Below are 19611 nucleotides of genomic sequence, written 5' to 3' on the forward strand. Positions count from 1 at the left end.
TGCGTCAGGTCGGCGGCGTGCCGTTCTCCTCCAATACTGCGCCGGCGAAATAGAGCGAGCCGCCGATGAGGATGCGCGGCGCCGGACCGTCCCATGTGTCGCGCAGGAGCATCAGCGCGTTGGCGACGGAGCTGACCGGCTCGGCCGACAGGCCAGCCTCGGTGGCGCGCAAGGCCAATTCGTCATTCGGCACGCCGGCATCGCTGTTGCTCACCGGCACCGTGTAGACATGCCGCGCAAGGCCCTTGAAAGCGCTGAAATAGCCGGTCTGGTCCTTGGTGTTGATCATGCCGGAGATCAGGAACAGCGGACGCGGGTTCTTCTCCTCCTGCTCGGCCAGCGCCTCGGCGATGACGACGCCGGCGCCCGGATTGTGGCCGCCGTCCAGCCAGATGTCGGCGCCCTTCGGCGCCAGCTCCACCAGTCTGCCCTGCGACAGCTTCTGCATGCGGGCAGGCCAGGCGGCTTGCGTCATCGCCCGCTCGGCGGCACGGTGGCCGATCTCGAATCCCGCGGCCTTGATCGCGGCGATCGCCGCCGCGGCGTTGGCGAACTGATGCCGGCCGGGCAGTCGCGGCGGCGGCAGGTCCATCAGGCCTTGCTCATCCTGATAGACCATGCGGCCGTTCTCCTCGAAGGCGAGGAAATCCTGGCCGTAGACGACGGTCGGGCAATCGAGCCGCTCGGCCGTATCGATCAGCACCTCGAGCGCCGTGCCGCTTTCCTGCGCGCCGATGACCACCGGGCAGCCGCGCTTCATGATGCCGGCCTTTTCGGCGGCGATCAGCTCGACCCGGTCGCCGAGATAGGCCTCGTGGTCCATCGACACCGGCATGATCACCGAGACAGCCGGCCGGGCAATGACGTTGGTGGCGTCGTAGCGGCCACCGAGGCCGACCTCGATGATGGCGGCTTCGGCCGGATGTTCGGAAAACAATATGAAGGTGACGGCGGTGAGGATCTCGAAGACGGTGATCTTCTGGCCCGCATTGGCCTCGGCGACGCGCGCGATCGCCTCGGCGAAGACCTGGTCATCGACCAGCTTTCCGCCGCCTTCGGCCGCCAGCCGGTAGCGCTCATGCCAGTTCACCAGATGCGGCGAGGTGTGGACATGGACGAGATGGCCTGCCGCTTCCAGGAGCGCGCGCGAAAAGGCGGCACAGGAACCCTTGCCGTTGGTGCCGGCGATGTGGATCACGGGCGGCAGCCGGTCCTGCGGATTGCCGAGACGCTCCAGCAGGCGGGTAATGCGATCCAGCGAAAGGTCGAAGCCTTTCGGATGGAGCGCCATCAGTTGTTCGATTTCACGGTCGGCGGCGAGCGTTGTCATGGGCCGAATCCTAGAGCAATTCCAGGAAAAGTGCCTCCGGAATTGCGTAAAACGAGAAAATCAGAGCGGGTCGCTACTCTACCAAGCTGTAGCGCTCCAGGCATATGAGGGCCGCCCGCGCAAAGCGGGGCTCGGCGAACGATGTCGTTTCAGGCCTGCGGCCGCGCCTCGGCGCCGACCAGCGTCGGCGGCAGGATTTCCGGTTCGAGCGGCTTCTGCGCTTCCGGCACCTTGAGCAGCATCTTCACCAGCCGCGCGATGGTCTGGCGCATCTCCAGGCGCGAGACGACCATGTCGACCATGCCGTGCTCCATCAGATATTCGGAACGCTGGAAGCCGTCCGGCAGCTTCTCGCGGATGGTCTGCTCAATGACGCGCGGTCCGGCAAAGCCGATCAGCGCGCCGGGCTCGGCGATATGGACGTCGCCCAGCATGGCATAGGAAGCGGTGACGCCGCCGGTGGTCGGGTTGGTCAGCACGACGATGTAGGGCAGACCGGCTTCCTTCAACCGGTCGACGCCGACCGTAGTGCGCGGCAACTGCATCAGCGACAGAATACCCTCCTGCATGCGGGCGCCGCCCGAGGCCGCGAACAGGATCAGCGGCCGCCTGCGCTGCAGCGCCACCTCGAAGGCGTGGACGATGGCATCACCCGCAGCCATGCCGAGCGAGCCGCCCATGAAGGCGAAGTCCTGCACCGTCACCACCACCGGCAGGCCTTCGATGGTGCCGGTCGCATTGAGGATGGCATCATCCAGCCCGGTCTTGGCCTTGGCCTCCTTCAGGCGGTCCGTGTAGCGCTTCTCGTCGCGGAACTTCAGCGGATCCAGGACGACCTTGGGGTTTTCCAGAGTCTCGTATTTGCCGTCGTCGAAGAAGTATTTCAGCCGTTCCCTGGCCGAAATCTTCATGTGATGGCCGGATGACGGGATGACGAACTGGTTCGATTCGAGATCCTTGTGGAAGATCATCTCCCCGGTCTCGGGATCCTTGATCCACAGGTTCTCCGGCATGTCGGTGCGCCGGCCGAGCATCGAGTTGATCTTCGGGCGAACGTAGTTGGTGATCCAGTTCATGGCTTCGGCTCCCGTCCTAGAAGAAACCTAGAGCAATTCCAGGAAAAGTGTGTGGCGGTTTTCCGTCCGGAATTGCGTAACGACAAATAGGCAGACTTATTCGGCGGCAGCAAGGCGGGCCGAGCGGACGCCCTGGGCGAGGCCGCTGACCAAAGTGGCGACGGCCTCGGCCGGATCGGCGGTCTTCTCACCCTTCGGCCCCAGCACGTTGGCGACAGCGTTGACGATCGCCGTGCCCACGACGACGCCGTCGGCCGAAGCGCCGATGGTGCGCGCCTGCTCGGCGGTCTTGACGCCGAAGCCGACGCAGACCGGCAGCGCGGTATGCCCCTTGATGCGCTTGACCGCCGCAGCGACCTTGGCGGTGTCGGCGAGCGCGGAACCAGTGATGCCGGTCATCGATACGTAGTAGACGAAGCCGGAGGTATTCTCCAAGACCTTGGGCAGGCGCTTGTCATCGGTGGTCGGCGTCGCCAGCCGAATGAAGTTGATGCCGGCCTTGAGCGCCGGGATGCAGAGCTCCTCGTCCATTTCCGGCGGCAGGTCGACGACGATGAGGCCGTCGATGCCGCTGGCCTTGGCGTCGGCGAGGAACCGGTCGACGCCATAGATGTAGATCGGGTTGTAGTAACCCATCAGCACGATCGGCGTCTCGTCGTCGCCGGCGCGGAATTCGGACGCCATCTTCAGCGTCTTGACCAACGTCTGACCGCCCTTCAGCGCCCGCAGGCCAGCCGCCTGAATCGCCGGACCATCGGCCATCGGATCGGAGAACGGCATGCCGAGCTCGATGATGTCGCTGCCGGCCCCCGGCAGCGCCTTCATGATGGCCAACGAGGTCTCGTAGTCCGGATCGCCGCCCATGAAATAGGTGACCAAAGCCGGACGGCCCTCGGATTTGAGCTTCGCCATGCGGCGGTCGATGCGGGTGGTCATTGTCAGATCTCCATGCCCAGCATCTTGGCCACCGTATGCACGTCCTTGTCGCCGCGGCCGGACAGGTTGACGATGACGATCTGGTCCTTGTGCATTGCCGGCACGATCTTCATCGCATGCGCGATGGCATGCGCGGATTCCAGCGCCGGAATGATGCCTTCGACGCGCGTCGTCAGTTGGAAGGCCTCCAGTGCCTCGTCGTCGAGGATCGGCTCATATTGGACGCGGCCGCTGTCGCGCAGCCAGGAATGTTCGGGTCCGACGCCCGGATAGTCGAGACCGGCCGAGATCGAATGGCCGTCGAGGATCTGGCCGTCGGAATTCTGCAACAGATAGGTGCGGTTGCCATGCAGCACGCCGGGCGCACCGGCATTCATCGAGGCGCAATGCTCGACGCCGTCGAGGCCGCGTCCGCCGGCTTCGATGCCGATGATGCGCACATCCTTGTCGTCGAGGAAGGGATGGAAGAGGCCAATGGCGTTGGAGCCGCCGCCGACGGCGGCGATGATGACATCGGGCAGCCGGCCTTCCTGCTCCAGCACCTGGGCGCGGGCTTCCCAACCGATCACCGATTGGAAATCGCGCACCAGCTCCGGATAGGGATGCGGGCCGGCGGCGGTGCCGATCAGATAATAGGTGTCCTCGACATTGGTCACCCAGTCGCGCAGGGCCTCGTTCATGGCATCCTTCAGCGTGCCGTGGCCGGCGGTGACCGGCCGCACCTCGGCGCCGAGCAGCTTCATGCGGAAGACGTTGGGGCTCTGGCGGGCGACGTCGGTGGCGCCCATGTAGACGACGCAAGGATAGCCGAAGCGCGCCGCAACGGTTGCCGCAGCGACACCGTGCTGGCCGGCACCGGTCTCGGCGATGATGCGCTTCTTGCCCATGCGCTTGGCGAGCAGGATCTGGCCAAGGCAGTTGTTGATCTTGTGCGAACCGGTGTGGTTCAGGTCCTCGCGCTTGAAATAGACCTTGGCGCCGCCGCCGAGGCCCTTCGCCGAGGAAACCTCGCGAAGATGCTTCGTCAGCCCCTCGGCGAAATAGAGCTTCGAGGGCCGCCCGGCATAGTGGGTCGACAGGTTCTGCAGCTCGGCCTTGAATTCCGGATCGGTCTTGGCCTTGTTCCACTGCTCTTCGAGATCGAGGATCAGCGGCATCAGCGTCTCGGCTACGAAACGGCCGCCGAAAATGCCGAACATGCCCTGCTCGTCGGGTCCGGTGCGGAAGGAATTGGGCGTGGCCGGCCTGTTCATCGCCGATCTCCTAAATTCTTGACTTGCGAGCATGTCCATACCGGGGATTCCACTTTTCCGGGACATGCTCGGTTTGAAAAGGCCGCTCAGGCGGCGCGGTCGTCGCGCGCGGCCCTGACGGCCCGGAAAAACTGCTCGATCAGCGCCGGATCCTTGACGCCCGGAGCACTCTCCACACCCGACGAAACGTCTATTCCGGGCGGATTGGCCAGTCTCAGGGCATCGCCGATATTGGCCGCGTTGAGCCCTCCGGAAAGCATGTAATCGACGCCGGCGTCAAGGCCGGCAAGGATGCGCCAGTCGAAGGCAATCCCGTTGCCGCCGGGCAATTGCGATCCCCTCGGCGGCTTGGCGTCGAAGAGGAAGCGATCGGCGACGCCGATGTACGGCTTTGTCCGTTCGATATCCGCAGCCTCGCCGACCGACAGCGCCTTCATGACCGGCAAGCCATAACGGGCCTTGATCTCCGCCACCCGTTCCGGCGTTTCGGCGCCGTGGAGCTGCAGCATGTCGGGCCGCACCTGGGCGACTATCTCATCCAGGAAGCCATCATCGGCATCGACGATGACGGCGACGGCCATGGCCTTGCCGATTGCCGCCTGGCGCAGGCGGCCGGCCTCGGCCGGGTCGACATAGCGCGGGCTCTTGGCAAAGAAGATGAAGCCGACATGGCTGGCGCCGCCGGCAAGGGCAGCGGCCATCGCGGCGTCGGTCTTCAGTCCGCAGATCTTGATGTCGAGCGTCATGGCGCGGGATTGGCACGAAAAGCCGCAAGAGTCGAGAAAAAGCATGCTGTTGCCGGGCGAGCGCAATGCGCTAACTTTGAAATAAACCATGCAGGCGGGAGCAGACGACCATGGCCGACCAGACCGTCGCCGAACTCAGACAGAAGATCGCGCAGGCGCGCGAGGTGATCGCGCTTCTAATGGACAAAGCCGCCTTCAACGGCGCCGAGGCGCACCGGGCGCTCGACTATTTCGGCAGCGATGCCTTCGACCGGAATTTCCTGCCGTGGCCGCATTCAGGCGAAGAGGGGCTCAGGCCGGAGGAATTGAACGCGGCGAATGACGATTGATGGTTCTCGGGGCTCGGCAACAGTGCCTTCGTCATTCTAGGGCGGAGCAAGGAGCGCAGCGACGCGCGCAGACCCTAGAATCCATTCCGTTACGCTAAGGCGTTGCCACGGTTGCAGAATTCTGCGCCGTCGCGTTCTGCGCGGAGGCCACGGAATGGATCCTCGGGTCAAGCCCGAGTATGACGACGTCACGGGGATAGGCCAATCTTCGACGTTCCCGCTATGGCAAATAGCTTGGGCCACCGCCTACCGACCCTATTCAAATACAATCGCCTGCAACGCCCCGCCGTTGCGCTTCAGCCAGTCCTTGCAGCGGTCGGTCTCCGGGCAGAGCTTCTCGCACAGCTTCCAGAATTTCGGGCCGTGGTTCATCTCTTTCAGATGCGCCACCTCATGCGCCACCAGGTAGTTGATCACCGGCGGCGGGGCCATCATGATGCGCCAGGAGAAGGAGAGATTGCCCTCCGAGGTGCATGACCCCCAGCGGCTGGACGTGTCCTTGTAGCGGATCGCCTTGGCGCGCTTGCCGATCGCCTCGGTGTGCTTGACCACCAGCTTCTCGATCTCGCGCTTGGCCTCGCGCTTGAGATAATCGGCGATGCGGCGCGGCAGGTGCACGCGCTCGCCATGGACGACCAGCAGCGGGCCGCGCTCGTCGCGCACAATGGTGACGGTGCCGCGCTTTGCCGGCTCATGGACGATGCGGTGCGGCACGCCGCGGATCGGGATCTTGATGCCTGGCCGCACCTGCGGGCGCGTCGGCACCTTGGCCAGGCGCTGCTCCAGCCAGTCCTGATGACGGTCGAGGAACTTTTCCACCTCGCCGCGCCGCAGGCCCGGCGGCACCGTGATGCGCAGGCCCTGGCCGCCGGAATCGATGCGCAGCGTGAGCCGCCGGGCCCGCGCGCTCTCGACGATCTTGAGCGGCAGCGTGCGGCCGGCGACGCAATGCTCGCGCTCGACGACAGGCTTGGGCTTGGTCAGGTTGCGAAAGAAGCCGAGGGTCATGGCTGGACGATACGCGATTCGAGGAAAACGGCCAGAGCAGGGAAGCGACATGGAGAACAAAAAAGAAACGGCGCCGCTGGCGCGACGCCGCATTTCATAACGCTAGGTAGACACGGGCCTCAGTCGTCAAGCAGGTTTTCGCCCTTGCCGCGCTTCGGTCCTGTCGCTCCGGTCGGGCCGGTCGTAGTGGTCGGCGCGGTCGACTTGTTGCGATTGGCCATGAAGCGGTCGAACTCTTCCTGGTCCTTGGCGCGGCGCAGTTCGCGGGCATATTCGTCGAACTCGCTCAGCATGTCGTCGAGCTTGCGGCGCTCCTCGGCGAGGCGCTCGAGTTCCTTCTCGCGCCACTCGTCGAAAGCGACGTTGCCGGTGCGGGACGAGCCATGGCCCCAGCGGGCGGCCCTGTCGGAACCGCGGCGGCAGCCGGCGAAGATGCCGTCGGTCGCGCGGTTGACGTCGCGCTTGAAGCCGTCGAGCCGGTCGCCCCAGATGATGTAGGCGAGCATGGCGAGGCCGAGCGGCCAGAACACCATGAAGCCGATCACCATCAGTGCGATGGTCGCCGGCGTCCAGGCCGGACGGATCAATGCAGATGTGTTCATTTCCTTCCAATCCTTCCGTTGGAGACAGCCAAACCGGCTGCGTGGAATCGAAATGGGAAGGCGAAATCGGCGATTCAAGACAAGTCCGGCCAAAACCGGCGAAGAGCCTGAAAGGATTATCGCTTTTTGAGCTTTTCGAGGAAAAGCACCGCCATGCCGGTAACCAGGCCCCAGAACGCCGCACCGACACCGAACAGTGTGAGGCCGGAGACGGTGACGGCGAAGGTGACGGTCGCCGGCATGCGCTCGGCCTCGTCCTTCAGCGCGATCGAGAGCGCATTGGCCAGCGGCGCCAGCAAGGCCAGGCCGGCGACCAGAACGATGAGGCCGTGCGGCAGGACGGCGAAGACCGCCACCAGCGAAGCGCCGAAGACGGCGAAGATCAGGTAGGCCAACGAATAGAACGGACCGGTCTTCCAGCGTTCCCCCGGATCGGGATGGACGTCCGGCCCGGTGCAGAGCGCCGCCGAGATCGCCGCTAGATTGGTGGTGCCGGCGCCAAAGGGCGCCGACAGCAGCGAGAACAGGCCGGTGACGCCGATCAGCAGGCGCGAATCGGGGTGGTAGCCGGCCGCCCGCAGCACGGCGAGGCCGGACAGGTTCTGCGAGGCCATGGTGACGAGATAGAGCGGCAGGCCCAGGCCGATGACGGCGCCGGTGCTGAAATCAGGCATGATCCAGGTCAGCGTCGACAGTTCGGGCGCCGGCAAGCCGCCGACGCGGCCGGTGAGGAAGGCGGCAAGGCCGCCGCCGACCAGCACCACGAGCACCGACAGAGCCGGATTGAACAGCCGGATCACAAAGAAGGCGGCGATCAGCGGCAGGATCAGCCACGGATCGGCCGGAACCGCCTTGATCGCGTTGACGGCGAAACTGACCAGGATGCCGGCCAACATTCCCGAGGCAACCGAGGCCGGGATGCTGGCGATCAGCCGGGCCAGCGGCTTCAACAGGGCGGTGGCGACCAGCAGAATGCCGGTGATGACGAAAGCGCCGACGGCCTCAGCCATGGAGAAGCCGCTGGAGGCGGCGACGAGCGCCAGGCCCGGCGTCGACCAGGCGGAAATGACCGGCATTCTGGTGCGCCAGGACAGCCACAGGCATTCGAACGCCATCGCCAGGCAGAGCGCCGTCACTCCGCTTGCCGTCTCGATTTGCGTCGCGCCCACCGCCTTGGCGGCGGCGATGACGACGGCCAGCGTGCCGCCAAAGCCGACGATCGCCGCAACGAAGGCGGATATGGGAATGGAAATGCGCATCGGTCAGGCGGTCCGTCGCGCCATGTCGCCCACCGCCCGCAACAGCATCCGGATATCCTCGGGGCGGGACAGGCGATGATCGCCATCGGGGATCAGCGACAGCGTGACGTCGTCGGCCGGGAGCAAGGCCGCCAGCTTCAGCGCATGGCCCGACGGCACATCCGGATCGGCCAGGCCTTGCAGGATATGCACCGGGCAGTGGGTGTCGATCGGCCCGGCCATCACCCGGTTCGCACGGCCGTCCTCTATCAGCGCGCGCGTGTAGATATAGGGCTCGTCCGAATAGTCGGACGGCTCGGCGAAGAACCCTTTTTCCTCGAGATCCTGCCGCTGCGCGTCTGTCAGCACAGGTTCGATCAGTTCGAGTGTGAAATCCGGCGCGGGGGCGAGCAGCACCAGGCCGACGACGCGGCTGTCACCCGCCTTGCGCAGTTCCTGCACCATGCGCAGCGCAATCCATGCGCCCATCGAGGAGCCGACGAGAATCTGGTTGCCTTGGCTGAACCGTCGGAAGACGGCAAGGCTCTCGGCCAGCCATTTCGAGATCGTGCCGTCGGCGAAAGCACCACCCGATTCCCCGTGGCCGGAATAGTCATGGCGGAGATAGGCGCGCCCTTCGCGGCTCGTCCAGTCCGACAGGGCTTGCGCTTTCGTGCCCAGCATGTCGGACTTGTAGCCGCCGAGCCAGACTACGCCCGGCGCGGCACCCGGCATCTGCCTGACGGCGATACTTGACCCGTCCACGTCGATGAAAACTGGCGCGCTGGCGTTCATGACTCTATCCTTCCTGGCCGGTCTTTTGACACAACCGACGGTTCAACGAAAAGTGCTCGCGTGTTTTCTTGCTGGTGCAGAGGATGCAAGCTTCTGGGGCAAGCCTCTGGGGCAAGCTTGCAGGTGATTTTCCGATAAGCCTGTGCTATTGACTCCGCCCGCGCGCTCACCACATTGGCGCGTCCACCTGTTTGAATCTAGACAACCCAGAACGAAACGGCCGAGGAGACCACGACCATTCGCAGACCTTTCAAAGCAGCGGCGCCCACCAAGGACGGCCCGCGCTCCAACCGAGACATCCGGGTGCCCCGGGTCCAGCTCATCGACGCAGAAGGCCACAACCGTGGCGAAGTTTCCATCAACGACGCATTGCTGCTGGCCGAGGAGGCCGGGCTCGATCTGGTCGAGATTTCTCCCAACGCGCAGCCGCCAGTCGCCAAGATCCTCGATCTCGGCAAGCTGAAATACGCCAACCAGAAGAAGGCGGCCGAGGCGCGCAAGAACCAGAAGGTCATCGAGATCAAGGAGATCAAGATGCGCCCGAACATCGACAGCCATGACTACGAGACCAAGATGAAGGCCGTGCGGCGCTTCTTCGAGGACGGCGACAAGGTCAAGCTGACGCTGCGTTTCCGCGGCCGCGAGATGGCGCATATGGAGCTGGGCATGCAGCTTCTGAACAAGGTCCGCGAGGAAGTGGCGCAGATCGCCAAGGTCGAAGCCGAGCCCAAGCTCGAAGGCCGGCAGATGATGATGGTGCTGGCGCCGCGCTGACCGCGCCGCGCCTGCGCCTGCGGCAGGAGTCGTGCCGGCGTGACCGTCACAATCCTTGCGCCGATCACGGCTTCGGGAACAGAATTGACCGTAACCGCCGCGCTTGCGCTCTAATATCCGCCCGAATCGCCGGGCACGGCGTCCCGACGATCGGCGGGGCGCCTGTTTTCAATCCGATCGCCGGCAATCTGGACGATCGGAATTGGATCATGGTCGATGAGGTGAAGGTCTCCGCCGCCAGCCAGGTGGATGGGTTGGGCGGCTACCAGCAGATGCGCAGGCTGGTGCTGGCGGTGCTGGTCGCGGTGCTGTTCGCCGCGCTGCTGTTCGGCCAGTCGACCTTCCCGCCCGATACATGGGTGCATGAGTCGATCGAGATGTTCGGCGTGCTGCTGATCTTCCTCGGCGTCGTCGGACGCCTGTGGGCGACGCTCTATATCGGCGGACGCAAATCCTCCGAAGTGGTCACCGGCGGGCCCTACTCCGTTACCCGCAACCCGCTCTATGTCTTTTCGACCGTCGCCGCCGCCGGCGTCGGCGCGCAGATCGGCTCGTTCACCGGGATCATCCTGTTCGCGCTGCTGTGCGCAGGCGCCTTCCACATCGTCATCCTGCGCGAGGAGAAATTTCTCAAGCAGGTGCTCGGCGCCCCTTACGAGGCCTATCTGGCGCGCGTGCCGCGCTTTTTTCCGAACCTCTCGCTCTACGACGAGGGCGACACCGGCAGCTTCAAGCCGCGCCTGCTTCTGAACACGCTGCTCGACGGGCTGGTGTTCCTGGTGGCGCTGCCGGCCTTCGAGCTGATCGACGGCATGCAGCAGTCGGGGATGCTGCCGGTGTGGTTCACGCTGCCTTAGGAACGGATGATCTTCAGGTGGCGTCGGCCTGCAAATGGCGGCCTCACCTGAATCCCAAACGATCCTGTCGGTGCATCGCGAGGACACCGCGTCGCATGGCTTGAGGTGTTGCGCAGCGGCCCTGTTTGATCTATAGGACCGCCGTTCCAAGAAAACCGCCCGGCAGGGCATGCCGTGGCGGTTTCATTTGCTTTTCGGGCTTTGGTCGGCCCGAAGCGAGAAAGAAGCGCGATGGTGCGCCACATTACGGAGTAGCAAAATGCCCAAGATGAAGACCAAATCGGCCGCCAAGAAGCGGTTCAAGATTACTGCCACCGGCAAGGTGCTGTCGGCCGCCGCCGGCAAGCGCCATGGCATGATCAAGCGTTCCAACAAGTTCATTCGCGATGCCCGCGGCACGATGGTTCTGGCTGAACCGGACGGCAAGAAGGTCATCAAGAATTTTCTGCCGAACGGCCTCTAAACCCTCGGCCTGGACAGCTTTTTGTTTTTACGCAATTCCGAACGGAAAACCGCTAAGCACTTTTCCTGGAATTGCTTTTAAGGAGATCATGACATGGCACGCGTAAAGAGAGGCGTTACCGCCCACGCCAAGCACAAGAAGGTCCTGAAAGCCGCCAAGGGTTTCTACGGCCGCCGCAAGAACACCATCCGCATCGCCAAGCAGGCGGTGGAGAAGTCGCTGCAGTACGCCTACCGCGACCGCAAGAACCGCAAGCGCTCGTTCCGCGCGCTGTGGATCCAGCGCATCAATGCGGCGGTGCATGAGCACGGCCTGACCTATGGCCGCTTCATCGACGGCCTCAACAAGGCCGGCATCGAGATCGACCGCAAAATCCTTTCCGACATGGCCATCCACGAGCCGCAGGCTTTCGCCGCGCTTGTGGCCAAGGCCAAGGTCGCGCTCGAATATCTGAAGAACTCCACGCCGAATGCCTTTGAGAGCGCTGTCGCCTAAGCCAGCGCTTCCCAAGCATTCGCAATTCTGACTTTGGGGAACCCGCGCTGGCACGGCTGGCGCGGGTTTTTCTTATGCCCGATGTAACCAAAATGGCGACGCACCGGCTCCTGGTGGTTGCCCGACCGAAGAGAGTTTCGCCGTGAACGCCACCGCTGGAAATCTTGAAACCCTTGAAGCCTCCCTGCTTGCCGAGATCGCGGCGGCGGCCGACGAGCCGGCGATCGAGGCGGTGCGGGTCTCGGCACTGGGCAAGAAGGGATCGGTCTCCGAGATGCTGAAGACGCTCGGCGCGATGAGCGCAGAGGAACGGCAAGTGAAGGGCCCTGCCATCAACGGCCTGAAGAACCGCGTCAGCGATGCGCTGGCGGCGCGCAAGGCGGAGTTGAGGGACGTGGCGATCACGGCCCGGCTCGCGGCCGAGAGGGTCGACGTGACGCTGCCGGTGCGCCAATCGCCGGCCGAGCGCGGCCGCATCCATCCGATCAGCCAGGTGATCGACGAGATCGCCGCGATCTTCGGCGATCTCGGCTTCGCCATCGCCGAAGGTCCGGACATCGAGACCGACTATTACAATTTCACCGCGCTGAACTTCCCGGAAGGACATCCGGCGCGCGAGATGCACGACACCTTCTTCTTCCAGCCGGACGAGAAGGGCGAGCGCAAGCTGTTGCGCACGCACACCTCGCCGGTGCAGATCCGCACCATGGAGCGGCAGAAGCCGCCGATCCGCATCGTCATCCCCGGCAAGACCTACCGGCAGGATTCCGACGCCACGCACTCGCCGATGTTCCATCAGGTCGAGGGCCTGGTGATCGACAAAACCGCCAACATCGCCAACATGAAGTGGGTGCTGGAGGAATTCTGCAAGGCCTTCTTCGAGGTGCCGAGCGTGAAAATGCGCTTCCGGCCGTCCTTCTTTCCGTTCACCGAGCCCAGCCTCGAGGTCGACATCCAGTGCGACCGCTCGCGGCCCGGCGAAGTGCGCTTCGGCGAAGGCTCCGACTGGATGGAAATCCTGGGCTGCGGCATGGTGCATCCCAACGTGCTGCGCCACGGCGGCCTCGACCCCGATGAATACCAGGGATTTGCCTGGGGCCTGGGCATCGACCGCATCGCCATGCTGAAATACGGCATGCCGGACCTGCGCGCCTTCTTCGACGCCGACGTGCGCTGGCTGTCGCATTACGGTTTCAGGCCGCTCGACCTGCCGACGCTGTTCGGAGGGCTCTCCGCATGACGGCCCCACACACCGGCGGATGCCGCTGCGGGGCGGTTCGCTTCGAGGCCTCGGCCGAGCCGCACCACATCAGCTATTGCCATTGCAGCGACTGCCGGCGCGCCAGCGGGGCGCCGGTGTCAGCCTTCGTCGGCTTCATGACCGACCAGATCGCGCTCGAAGGCAAGTCGCTGAAGGGCTATCAGAACGGCCCGGTGGAGCGCAGCTTCTGCGGCATCTGCGGCTCGCCGATCGCCTATACCGACGAGCGGCTTGCCGGCCACATCTACTTCACGCTCGGCGCCATGGACATGCCAGCCTATTTCAGGCCGACGCTGCATGCGCATGTGCGCGAGCAGCTGCCCTTCCTGCATATGCCCGATTCACTGCCGCGTCATTTGAAGACGAGCGTGCCCAGACCTTCGGAAACACAGTCATGAAATTCACCCTCTCCTGGCTCAAGGACCATCTCGAGACCGACGCCTCGCTTGCCGAGATCGTCGAGCGGCTGACCGCGATCGGCCTCGAAGTCGAACGTGTCGACGACAAGGCGGGGCTGAAACCCTTCGTCATCGCCAAGGTGCTGACGGCGGTGCAGCATCCCGATGCCGACCGGCTGCGCGTGCTCACCGTCGACACCGGCGACGGCAAGCCGCCGGTGCAGGTCGTGTGCGGCGCACCCAACGCCCGCGCCGGCCTCATCGGGGCCTTCGCTGCACCCGGCAGCTATGTTCCCGGCATCGACGTGACGCTGTCGGTCGGCAAGATCCGCGGCGTCGAAAGCCACGGCATGATGTGCTCCGAGCGCGAGCTGGAAATCTCGGACGAGCACAACGGCATCATCGATCTGCCCGCGGATGCGCCGGTCGGCACCAGCTTCGCCGCTTATGCCCATCTCGACGATCCGGTGATCGAGATCAACTTGACGCCGAACCGGCCGGACGCGACCAGCGTCTACGGCATCGCCCGCGATCTCGCGGCGAGCGGGCTCGGCCGCCTGACCGGCGGCGGGATCATGCCGCATGCCGGCGAGGGCTTATGCCCGGTCAAGGTGAAGATCGAGGCGCCTGAACTCTGCCCGGGCTTCGCGCTCAGGCTGGTCAAGGGCGTCAAGAACGGCCCGTCGCCGAAATGGCTGCAGCAGCGGCTGATGGCCATCGGGCTTCGGCCGATCAGCGCGCTGGTCGACATCACCAACTACGTCACCTTCGACCGCGGCCGGCCGCTGCATGTCTTCGATGCCGCGAAGGTCGCCGGCAATCTTACCGTGCGCCGCGCCAAGGACGGCGAAAAGGTGCTGGCGCTCGACGGCCGCGAATACACGCTAACGCCGGAAATGTGCGTCATCGCCGACGAGGACGGCGTCGAATCGATCGCTGGCATCATGGGCGGCGAGCATTCCGGCTGCGACGAGAACACCACCGATGTGCTGATCGAATCGGCGCTCTGGGACCCGATCACCACGGCCCGCACCGGCCGCACGCTCGGCATCATCACCGACGCGCGCTACCGGTTCGAGCGCGGCGTCGACCCCGAATTCATGGTTCCCGGCGTCGAGCTGGCAACCAAGCTGGTGCTCGATTTCTGCGGCGGCACGCCGAGCGAAATGGAAGTGGCCGGCTATGCCGGGCATAAGCCGAAGATCGTCTCCTTCCCGCTCTCGGAAGTGAAGCGGCTGACCGGCATTGAAGTGCCACGTGAAGAGGCGCTGGACATCCTGACCCGCCTCGGCTTCCAGCCGCAGGGCGCGGGCGACCTCGTCCAGGTGAAGGTGCCGTCCTGGCGGCCGGATGTCGACGGCAAGGCCGACCTGGTCGAGGAAGTGATGCGTATTCACGGCGTCGACAACATCGCGCCGCAACCGCTCACCTCTCATGGCGCAGTCAACGGCAAGATCCTGACCACGCTGCAGGTGCGCACCCGAGCGGCCAAGCGCGCGCTGGCCGTGCGCGGCATGATGGAGGCCGTCACCTGGTCATTCATCCCGGCCAGGCACGCCGAGCTGTTCGGCGGCGGCCAGACCGCGCTCAAGCTCGCCAACCCTATCGCCGCCGACATGTCGGACATGCGGCCGTCGCTGCTGTCCGGGCTGATCAGTGCCGCGCAACGCAATGCCGACAAGGGCATCGGCGATGTGGCCCTGTTCGAGGTCTCCGGCACCTATGAGGGCGACGCTGCCGACCAGCAGCGGCGTGTCGCCGCCGGCGTGCGGCGCGGCACGGCCAAGCTCGACGGCTCGGGCCGCAGCTGGGCCGGCAATGCCGGCGCGGTCGGCGTGTTCGACGCCAAGGCCGACGCGATCGCGGCGCTCGAAGCCTGCGGCGCGCCGATCGACCGGCTGCAGATCGAGCCCGGCGGCCCGGCCTGGTATCATCCCGGCCGCTCGGGCACGATCAAGCTCGGGCCGAAGACGGTGCTCGGCACTTTTGGCGAATTCCACCCGAAGACGCTTGAGGCGCTCGATGTCTCCGGCCCCATCTGCGGCTTCGAGATCTATGTCGACGCCGTGCCGGAGCCGAAAGCCAAGCCGACGCGCACCAAGCCGAAGCTCGAGCTGTCGCCCTTCCAGGCGGTGAAGCGCGACTTCGCCTTCGTCGTCGACAAGGCGGTCGAGGCCGGCACGCTGGTGCGGGCAGCGTTAGCCGCCGACAAGAAACTGGTCACCGGCGTGTCGGTGTTCGACGTCTTCGAGGGTGCCGCGCTCGGCGCCGCCAAGAAGTCGATCGCTATCGAAGTCTCGATCCAGCCGGTCGAGAAGACGCTGACCGACGAGGATTTCGAGGCGCTGGCAAAACGCATCGTCGAGAACGTCAACAAGCAGACGGGCGGCGTTCTGCGCGCGTAAGGCATTGCCGAGCGGTGGCGAATCGCCCTCCATTGGGCGATGCACCATCTGCGCTATTCCGGCCTGCCTTTCGAGGAGCAACGCGCGGCGTTCCTCGCCATCGTCGCGTCCGATCCCCTGCTTAGCGAGACGCTGGCGCGGGTACGCGCGCTGGCCTTGCCCGACTGGCTGGTGGTTTCCGGCGCGCTCTACAACAGCGTGTGGAACCATCTGACCGGAAAGCCGCCGGGCTACGGCATCAAGGATGTCGATCTGTTCTATTTCGACGATGCCGACCTCTCTTACGAAGCCGAGGATGCGGTGATCCGCCGGGCGGCCAAGCAGCTCCAGGGATTGGCGCTGCCGGTCGAGGTGCGCAACCAGGCGCGGGTGCATCTGTGGTATCCGGCGAAGTTCGGACGGGAGTGTCCGCGCTACACGAGCGCCAGCGAATCCGTCAGCTATTTTGCCTCTAAGACGCATGCGGTCGGGGTGCGGTTCAACGACGCCGGAGAGTTGGATTTGGTGGCGCCGTTCGGGCTCGACGATATTTTTTCGTTCCGCATCACCCCGAACCGGGTGCTGGACAACCAGCGGACGCACGAAGCGAAGGGGAAGAGGGCGAGGGAGACCTGGCCGGAGATTCGCGTGGTGCCGTGGTAGTACCATCGAAATAGGAAATGTCGGTGCGAGGCCTCGCGCCACGTCTCACATCGCTGCACTCGCGGCGCTAGAAAGGGGACGCCGAAGCGCCCCTTTCCCTTGCCGTCGCTCACCCATTCACCAGCGCCAGCAGTTCCTCGGTATAGCGCTTGCCGACCACTTTGTCGGGCGACAGCGCATCACCGATGGCCGCGACCTCGGCGGCGCTCAGCTCGATCCCGGCAGCCGCGGTGTTCTGCTCCAGGTGCCGTATCTTCCTCGCGCCGGGGATCGGCACGATGAAATCGCCCCGGTGCAGCACCCAGGCGAGCGCCAGCTGGGCGGATGTCACGCCCTTTGCGGCAGCCATCTTCTCCAGCACCGCGATAACGGCGTTGTTGGCTTCCATAGCCTCGGCCTGGAAACGCGGCTGGCCGAGGCGCCAGTCGCCCGCGCCGAGAGTGTCGGGCTTGGCGATCGTGCCGGTGAGCAGGCCGCGGCCGAGCGGGCTGTAAGGCACGAAGCCGATGCCGAGCTCACGGCAGACGGCGAAGACCTCGTCCTCGGCATCGCGGGTCCACAGCGAGTATTCGCTCTGCACGGCGGCGATCGGATGCACGGCATGCGCCCGGCGAATGGTCGCCGCGCTCGCCTCCGAGAGGCCGAGCGCGCGCACCTTGCCCTCGCGCACCAGCTCGGCCATGGCGCCGACCGTGTCCTCGATCGGCACGTCCGGGTCGACGCGGTGCTGGTAGTAGAGGTCGATGACATCGGTATCCAGCCGCTTCAGCGAGGCTTCGGCCACCGCCTTGACATGCTCGGGTCGGCTGTCCACCCCGGCCATGCGCTCGGTGCCCGTGCCTTCGTCGAGGATCTTGAAGCCGAATTTGGTGGCGATCGTCACACGATCGCGTACCGGCTTCAGCGCCTTGCCGACCAGGATTTCGTTCTCGTAGGGCCCGTAGACCTCGGCCGTGTCGAAGAAGGTGACGCCGATCTCGACGGCGCGGCGCAGCGTGGCGATCGCCTCGGCTTCCGGCTGGCCGCCATAAGCGAAGCTCATGCCCATGCAGCCGAGGCCGACGGGAAAGACTTCGAGTTCAGTTCCTAATTTGCGGGCTTGCATGGCGCATCTCCTTGTTTCGACGAGAAGGAAATAGCGGCTTGGGTATCGTTCGATAACCATGGTTCTGTTGCACGACTTGTTCTAAAGAATAGATCAATGAATCGCGCCAACCTCTCGCAGCTTGCCGTGCTCGCCACCGTGGCTCAATGCGCCAGCTTCCGCGGCGCAGCGCGCGAGCTCGGCATCGCGCCGTCAGCCGTGAGCCACGCGGTGTCGAGCCTGGAGGCGCGGCTCGGCGTGCGGCTTTTGTCACGCAGCACACGCAGCGTCGCCCCGACCGAGGCAGGCACGCAGTTGCTGGAGCGGCTGCGGCCGGCGCTTTCCGAGATCGACCTCGCTCTGGAGACGGCGGTCGAGGCGCGCGACCAGCCGGCCGGCAATCTCAGGCTCAGCGTGCCACGCACGGCAGCACATCTGGTGCTGACGCCGCGTCTCGGCGCTTTCGCCGCCGCCTATCCCGACATCGCGCTGGAGATCGTCATCGAGGACCGCTTCACCGACGTGGTCGAAGGCGGTTTCGATGCCGGCGTGCGGCTCGGCGAAAGCCTGCAGCGCGACATGATCGCGGTGCGCATCGGGCCGGATATGCGCGGAGCAGTGGTCGGCGCGCCGTCCTATTTCGCGACCATGCCCAGACCTCGCCACCCGCGTGAGCTCGCCGAGCATCGCTGCATCCGGTTCCGCTTCTCCAGCGGCATTCTCTATCGCTGGGAATTCGAGAAGGACGGCGAGGAAATCGAGTTCGCCGCGCAAGGGCCGCTGATCCTCGACGAGGACCATTTGATTGCCCAGGCCGCCATCGATGGCGCAGGACTGGCCTTCGTCTTCGAGCCTTATGTCCGCGCCCCGCTCGCCGATGGCCGGCTGATCCGGGTGCTTGAGGACTGGTGCCCGTCCTTCGAAGGCTTCTTCGTCTACTATCCGAGCCGCCGCCAGATGCGGCCGGCGCTGAGGGCTTTCGTGGATTTCTTCAGGGTGAGCGGGTAGGCGCGCGGCGGGCCGGTAGCAGGCAAATCGTTTCGGCGTCGCTCGCAATCCTGTCGCACGTCGGCGCTGCCCCTCATCTGCCTGCCGGCATCTTCTCCCCGTTGAACGGGGAGAAGGGGCTGACCGCAACGCCGGCGCCCTTGTTGCGACTTCAGACACCAGCGACAGGGCGCAGGCTATTTTCTCCCCGTCACTATACAGTCACTACACGGGGAGAAATGCCCGGCAGGGCGATGAGGCGCGGCGCTGGCGTCTGGAGTCTTTTTGAGAACCAGGCCTGGGATGCCTTGGAAGAAAGCCGAAGCCGTTAGCGTTTTTGGGCCATGCGACCAACCATCACCAACACCACGACCCGCTACGGATGGCCAAGCATCGTGCTGCACTGGCTGATCGGGGTGATCTTCATCGGCCAGTTCGGGCTCGGTTTCGTCATGATGCGGACGCCTAGCCAGCGCACCGCCTTCGAGCTGATCCAGCTGCACAAGTCCTTCGGCTTCCTGCTGCTTGGGCTGATCATCCTGCGCATCGCCTGGCGGCTCGGCAATGCGGCGCCGGCGCTGCCGGCCTCGGTCGGCACCCTGGAGCGGCGCACGGCGCCGCTGGCGCATTTCGCACTCTACGCCTTCCAGATCGCGCTCCCCCTTTCCGGCTGGGCCTTGGTATCGGTGTCGACGCTGGAGATCCCGAGCATGCCGTTCAACCTGTTTGTAATGCCAAACCTGCCGCTCACCGAATCCGACGCCGCCGAAAGCTTCTGGTCGGCCGCGCATTGGTATCTCGCCTATGCCGGCATCGCGCTGGTGGCGCTGCATGCAATGGCGGCACTGCGCCATCATTTCCTGCTCCGCGATACGGTGCTGACGCGCATGATCACGCCTTCATCGGGCGGGGAATAGAAGGGCCCCATGGTT

21 protein-coding genes are annotated in these 19611 nt (G+C 65.0%); 11 read left to right on the forward strand and 10 right to left on the reverse strand.

Features of this window, described 5'->3' with window-relative positions:
* Nucleotides 1-4: 4 nt before the first annotated feature.
* From EJ074_RS15285 to EJ074_RS15305, 5 genes are all read right to left on the reverse strand, one after another.
* Complete coding sequence (locus EJ074_RS15285; protein ID WP_095805149.1) at nucleotides 5-1330, reverse strand: folylpolyglutamate synthase/dihydrofolate synthase family protein; 1326 nt, start codon at nucleotides 1328-1330, stop codon at nucleotides 5-7.
* Between the two features lie 149 nt (nucleotides 1331-1479).
* Nucleotides 1480-2406 carry an acetyl-CoA carboxylase, carboxyltransferase subunit beta gene (gene accD, locus EJ074_RS15290; RefSeq protein WP_095805150.1) on the reverse strand — a complete coding sequence of 309 codons (927 nt, stop codon included), beginning with the start codon at nucleotides 2404-2406 and terminating at the stop codon, nucleotides 1480-1482.
* A gap of 96 nt (nucleotides 2407-2502) precedes the next feature.
* Nucleotides 2503-3342: a tryptophan synthase subunit alpha gene (gene trpA, locus EJ074_RS15295; RefSeq protein WP_095805151.1), complete on the reverse strand. Its 840-nt coding sequence runs from the start codon at nucleotides 3340-3342 to the stop codon at nucleotides 2503-2505.
* A 2-nt stretch (nucleotides 3343-3344) separates the two neighbouring features.
* Entirely contained in the window at nucleotides 3345-4595 is a 1251-nt protein-coding gene (gene trpB, locus EJ074_RS15300) for a tryptophan synthase subunit beta (protein ID WP_095805152.1), read from the reverse strand.
* An 86-nt stretch (nucleotides 4596-4681) separates the two neighbouring features.
* Nucleotides 4682-5341 carry a phosphoribosylanthranilate isomerase gene (locus EJ074_RS15305; RefSeq protein WP_095805153.1) on the reverse strand — a complete coding sequence of 220 codons (660 nt, stop codon included), beginning with the start codon at nucleotides 5339-5341 and terminating at the stop codon, nucleotides 4682-4684.
* A 110-nt stretch (nucleotides 5342-5451) separates the two neighbouring features.
* Between EJ074_RS15305 and EJ074_RS15310 the strand changes: the two genes are divergently transcribed.
* Nucleotides 5452-5670, forward strand: coding sequence for a hypothetical protein (locus tag EJ074_RS15310; RefSeq protein ID WP_095805154.1), 219 nt, complete (start codon nucleotides 5452-5454; stop codon nucleotides 5668-5670).
* A 255-nt stretch (nucleotides 5671-5925) separates the two neighbouring features.
* Here EJ074_RS15310 and EJ074_RS15315 read toward each other — a convergent pair whose 3' ends face one another.
* The 4 genes from EJ074_RS15315 to EJ074_RS15330 form a co-directional block, all read right to left on the reverse strand.
* Nucleotides 5926-6678: a M48 family metallopeptidase gene (locus tag EJ074_RS15315; RefSeq protein WP_095805155.1), complete on the reverse strand. Its 753-nt coding sequence runs from the start codon at nucleotides 6676-6678 to the stop codon at nucleotides 5926-5928.
* A 119-nt stretch (nucleotides 6679-6797) separates the two neighbouring features.
* On the reverse strand, nucleotides 6798-7280 hold the full coding sequence (locus tag EJ074_RS15320; protein ID WP_095805156.1) for a DUF2852 domain-containing protein: 483 nt from the start codon (nucleotides 7278-7280) through the stop codon (nucleotides 6798-6800).
* A gap of 116 nt (nucleotides 7281-7396) precedes the next feature.
* A complete protein-coding gene (locus tag EJ074_RS15325) occupies nucleotides 7397-8539 on the reverse strand; it encodes a benzoate/H(+) symporter BenE family transporter (RefSeq protein ID WP_095805157.1) in 1143 nt (380 codons plus the stop codon).
* A gap of 3 nt (nucleotides 8540-8542) precedes the next feature.
* Nucleotides 8543-9313 carry an alpha/beta hydrolase gene (locus tag EJ074_RS15330; RefSeq protein WP_095805158.1) on the reverse strand — a complete coding sequence of 257 codons (771 nt, stop codon included), beginning with the start codon at nucleotides 9311-9313 and terminating at the stop codon, nucleotides 8543-8545.
* Between the two features lie 237 nt (nucleotides 9314-9550).
* On the opposite strand from EJ074_RS15330, the gene infC reads away from it, so the two are divergent.
* The 8 genes from infC (at nucleotide 9551) to EJ074_RS15370 (ending at nucleotide 16608) form a co-directional block, all read left to right on the forward strand.
* Complete coding sequence (gene infC / locus EJ074_RS15335) at nucleotides 9551-10087, forward strand: translation initiation factor IF-3 (RefSeq protein ID WP_095805159.1); 537 nt, start codon at nucleotides 9551-9553, stop codon at nucleotides 10085-10087.
* A gap of 209 nt (nucleotides 10088-10296) precedes the next feature.
* Entirely contained in the window at nucleotides 10297-10944 is a 648-nt protein-coding gene (locus EJ074_RS15340; RefSeq protein WP_095805160.1) for an isoprenylcysteine carboxylmethyltransferase family protein, read from the forward strand.
* Between the two features lie 259 nt (nucleotides 10945-11203).
* On the forward strand, nucleotides 11204-11407 hold the full coding sequence (rpmI, locus tag EJ074_RS15345) for a 50S ribosomal protein L35 (protein WP_027166935.1): 204 nt from the start codon (nucleotides 11204-11206) through the stop codon (nucleotides 11405-11407).
* A gap of 93 nt (nucleotides 11408-11500) precedes the next feature.
* Nucleotides 11501-11902, forward strand: coding sequence for a 50S ribosomal protein L20 (rplT, locus tag EJ074_RS15350; RefSeq protein ID WP_129553557.1), 402 nt, complete (start codon nucleotides 11501-11503; stop codon nucleotides 11900-11902).
* Between the two features lie 142 nt (nucleotides 11903-12044).
* Nucleotides 12045-13142, forward strand: a complete 1098-nt coding sequence (gene pheS, locus EJ074_RS15355; protein ID WP_129553558.1) for a phenylalanine--tRNA ligase subunit alpha — start codon at nucleotides 12045-12047, stop codon at nucleotides 13140-13142.
* Nucleotides 13139-13561 carry a GFA family protein gene (locus EJ074_RS15360; RefSeq protein WP_095805162.1) on the forward strand — a complete coding sequence of 141 codons (423 nt, stop codon included), beginning with the start codon at nucleotides 13139-13141 and terminating at the stop codon, nucleotides 13559-13561. Before pheS ends, EJ074_RS15360 begins: the two co-directional genes overlap by 4 nt.
* On the forward strand, nucleotides 13558-15966 hold the full coding sequence (pheT, locus tag EJ074_RS15365) for a phenylalanine--tRNA ligase subunit beta (protein WP_095805163.1): 2409 nt from the start codon (nucleotides 13558-13560) through the stop codon (nucleotides 15964-15966). The genes EJ074_RS15360 and pheT overlap by 4 nt, the downstream gene beginning before the upstream one ends.
* A 39-nt stretch (nucleotides 15967-16005) precedes the next feature.
* Nucleotides 16006-16608 (forward strand): nucleotidyltransferase family protein, encoded by a 603-nt coding sequence (locus EJ074_RS15370; protein ID WP_095805164.1) that lies wholly within the window; start codon nucleotides 16006-16008, stop codon nucleotides 16606-16608.
* A gap of 109 nt (nucleotides 16609-16717) precedes the next feature.
* Here the strand turns inward: EJ074_RS15370 and EJ074_RS15375 are convergent, their stop codons facing one another.
* Nucleotides 16718-17713: an aldo/keto reductase gene (locus tag EJ074_RS15375; protein WP_095805165.1), complete on the reverse strand. Its 996-nt coding sequence runs from the start codon at nucleotides 17711-17713 to the stop codon at nucleotides 16718-16720.
* A gap of 96 nt (nucleotides 17714-17809) precedes the next feature.
* Between EJ074_RS15375 and EJ074_RS15380 the strand changes: the two genes are divergently transcribed.
* Both EJ074_RS15380 and EJ074_RS15385 read left to right on the forward strand, forming a co-directional pair.
* Entirely contained in the window at nucleotides 17810-18700 is an 891-nt protein-coding gene (locus EJ074_RS15380; protein ID WP_095805166.1) for a LysR family transcriptional regulator, read from the forward strand.
* 323 nt (nucleotides 18701-19023) lie between these two features.
* On the forward strand, nucleotides 19024-19596 hold the full coding sequence (locus tag EJ074_RS15385) for a cytochrome b (protein WP_095805168.1): 573 nt from the start codon (nucleotides 19024-19026) through the stop codon (nucleotides 19594-19596).
* Nucleotides 19597-19611: the final 15 nt, after the last annotated feature.

The organism is Mesorhizobium sp. M3A.F.Ca.ET.080.04.2.1 (assembly GCF_003952525.1).
GTDB lineage: Bacteria > Pseudomonadota > Alphaproteobacteria > Rhizobiales > Rhizobiaceae > Mesorhizobium.

What these genes read in the sequence shown, in the direction of transcription:
- EJ074_RS15285 (WP_095805149.1), bottom strand. Translation starts at nt 1,330, where the DNA reads ATGACAACGCTCGCCGCCGACCGTGAAATCGAACAACTGATGGCGCTC.
- accD (WP_095805150.1), bottom strand. Translation starts at nt 2,406, where the DNA reads ATGAACTGGATCACCAACTACGTTCGCCCGAAGATCAACTCGATGCTC.
- trpA (WP_095805151.1), bottom strand. Translation starts at nt 3,342, where the DNA reads ATGACCACCCGCATCGACCGCCGCATGGCGAAGCTCAAATCCGAGGGC.
- trpB (WP_095805152.1), bottom strand. Translation starts at nt 4,595, where the DNA reads ATGAACAGGCCGGCCACGCCCAATTCCTTCCGCACCGGACCCGACGAG.
- EJ074_RS15305 (WP_095805153.1), bottom strand. Translation starts at nt 5,341, where the DNA reads ATGACGCTCGACATCAAGATCTGCGGACTGAAGACCGACGCCGCGATG.
- EJ074_RS15310 (WP_095805154.1), top strand. Translation starts at nt 5,452, where the DNA reads ATGGCCGACCAGACCGTCGCCGAACTCAGACAGAAGATCGCGCAGGCG.
- EJ074_RS15315 (WP_095805155.1), bottom strand. Translation starts at nt 6,678, where the DNA reads ATGACCCTCGGCTTCTTTCGCAACCTGACCAAGCCCAAGCCTGTCGTC.
- EJ074_RS15320 (WP_095805156.1), bottom strand. Translation starts at nt 7,280, where the DNA reads ATGAACACATCTGCATTGATCCGTCCGGCCTGGACGCCGGCGACCATC.
- EJ074_RS15325 (WP_095805157.1), bottom strand. Translation starts at nt 8,539, where the DNA reads ATGCGCATTTCCATTCCCATATCCGCCTTCGTTGCGGCGATCGTCGGC.
- EJ074_RS15330 (WP_095805158.1), bottom strand. Translation starts at nt 9,313, where the DNA reads ATGAACGCCAGCGCGCCAGTTTTCATCGACGTGGACGGGTCAAGTATC.
- EJ074_RS15340 (WP_095805160.1), top strand. Translation starts at nt 10,297, where the DNA reads ATGGTCGATGAGGTGAAGGTCTCCGCCGCCAGCCAGGTGGATGGGTTG.
- rpmI (WP_027166935.1), top strand. Translation starts at nt 11,204, where the DNA reads ATGCCCAAGATGAAGACCAAATCGGCCGCCAAGAAGCGGTTCAAGATT.
- rplT (WP_129553557.1), top strand. Translation starts at nt 11,501, where the DNA reads ATGGCACGCGTAAAGAGAGGCGTTACCGCCCACGCCAAGCACAAGAAG.
- EJ074_RS15360 (WP_095805162.1), top strand. Translation starts at nt 13,139, where the DNA reads ATGACGGCCCCACACACCGGCGGATGCCGCTGCGGGGCGGTTCGCTTC.
- pheT (WP_095805163.1), top strand. Translation starts at nt 13,558, where the DNA reads ATGAAATTCACCCTCTCCTGGCTCAAGGACCATCTCGAGACCGACGCC.
- EJ074_RS15370 (WP_095805164.1), top strand. Translation starts at nt 16,006, where the DNA reads ATGCACCATCTGCGCTATTCCGGCCTGCCTTTCGAGGAGCAACGCGCG.
- EJ074_RS15375 (WP_095805165.1), bottom strand. Translation starts at nt 17,713, where the DNA reads ATGCAAGCCCGCAAATTAGGAACTGAACTCGAAGTCTTTCCCGTCGGC.
- EJ074_RS15380 (WP_095805166.1), top strand. Translation starts at nt 17,810, where the DNA reads ATGAATCGCGCCAACCTCTCGCAGCTTGCCGTGCTCGCCACCGTGGCT.
- EJ074_RS15385 (WP_095805168.1), top strand. Translation starts at nt 19,024, where the DNA reads ATGCGACCAACCATCACCAACACCACGACCCGCTACGGATGGCCAAGC.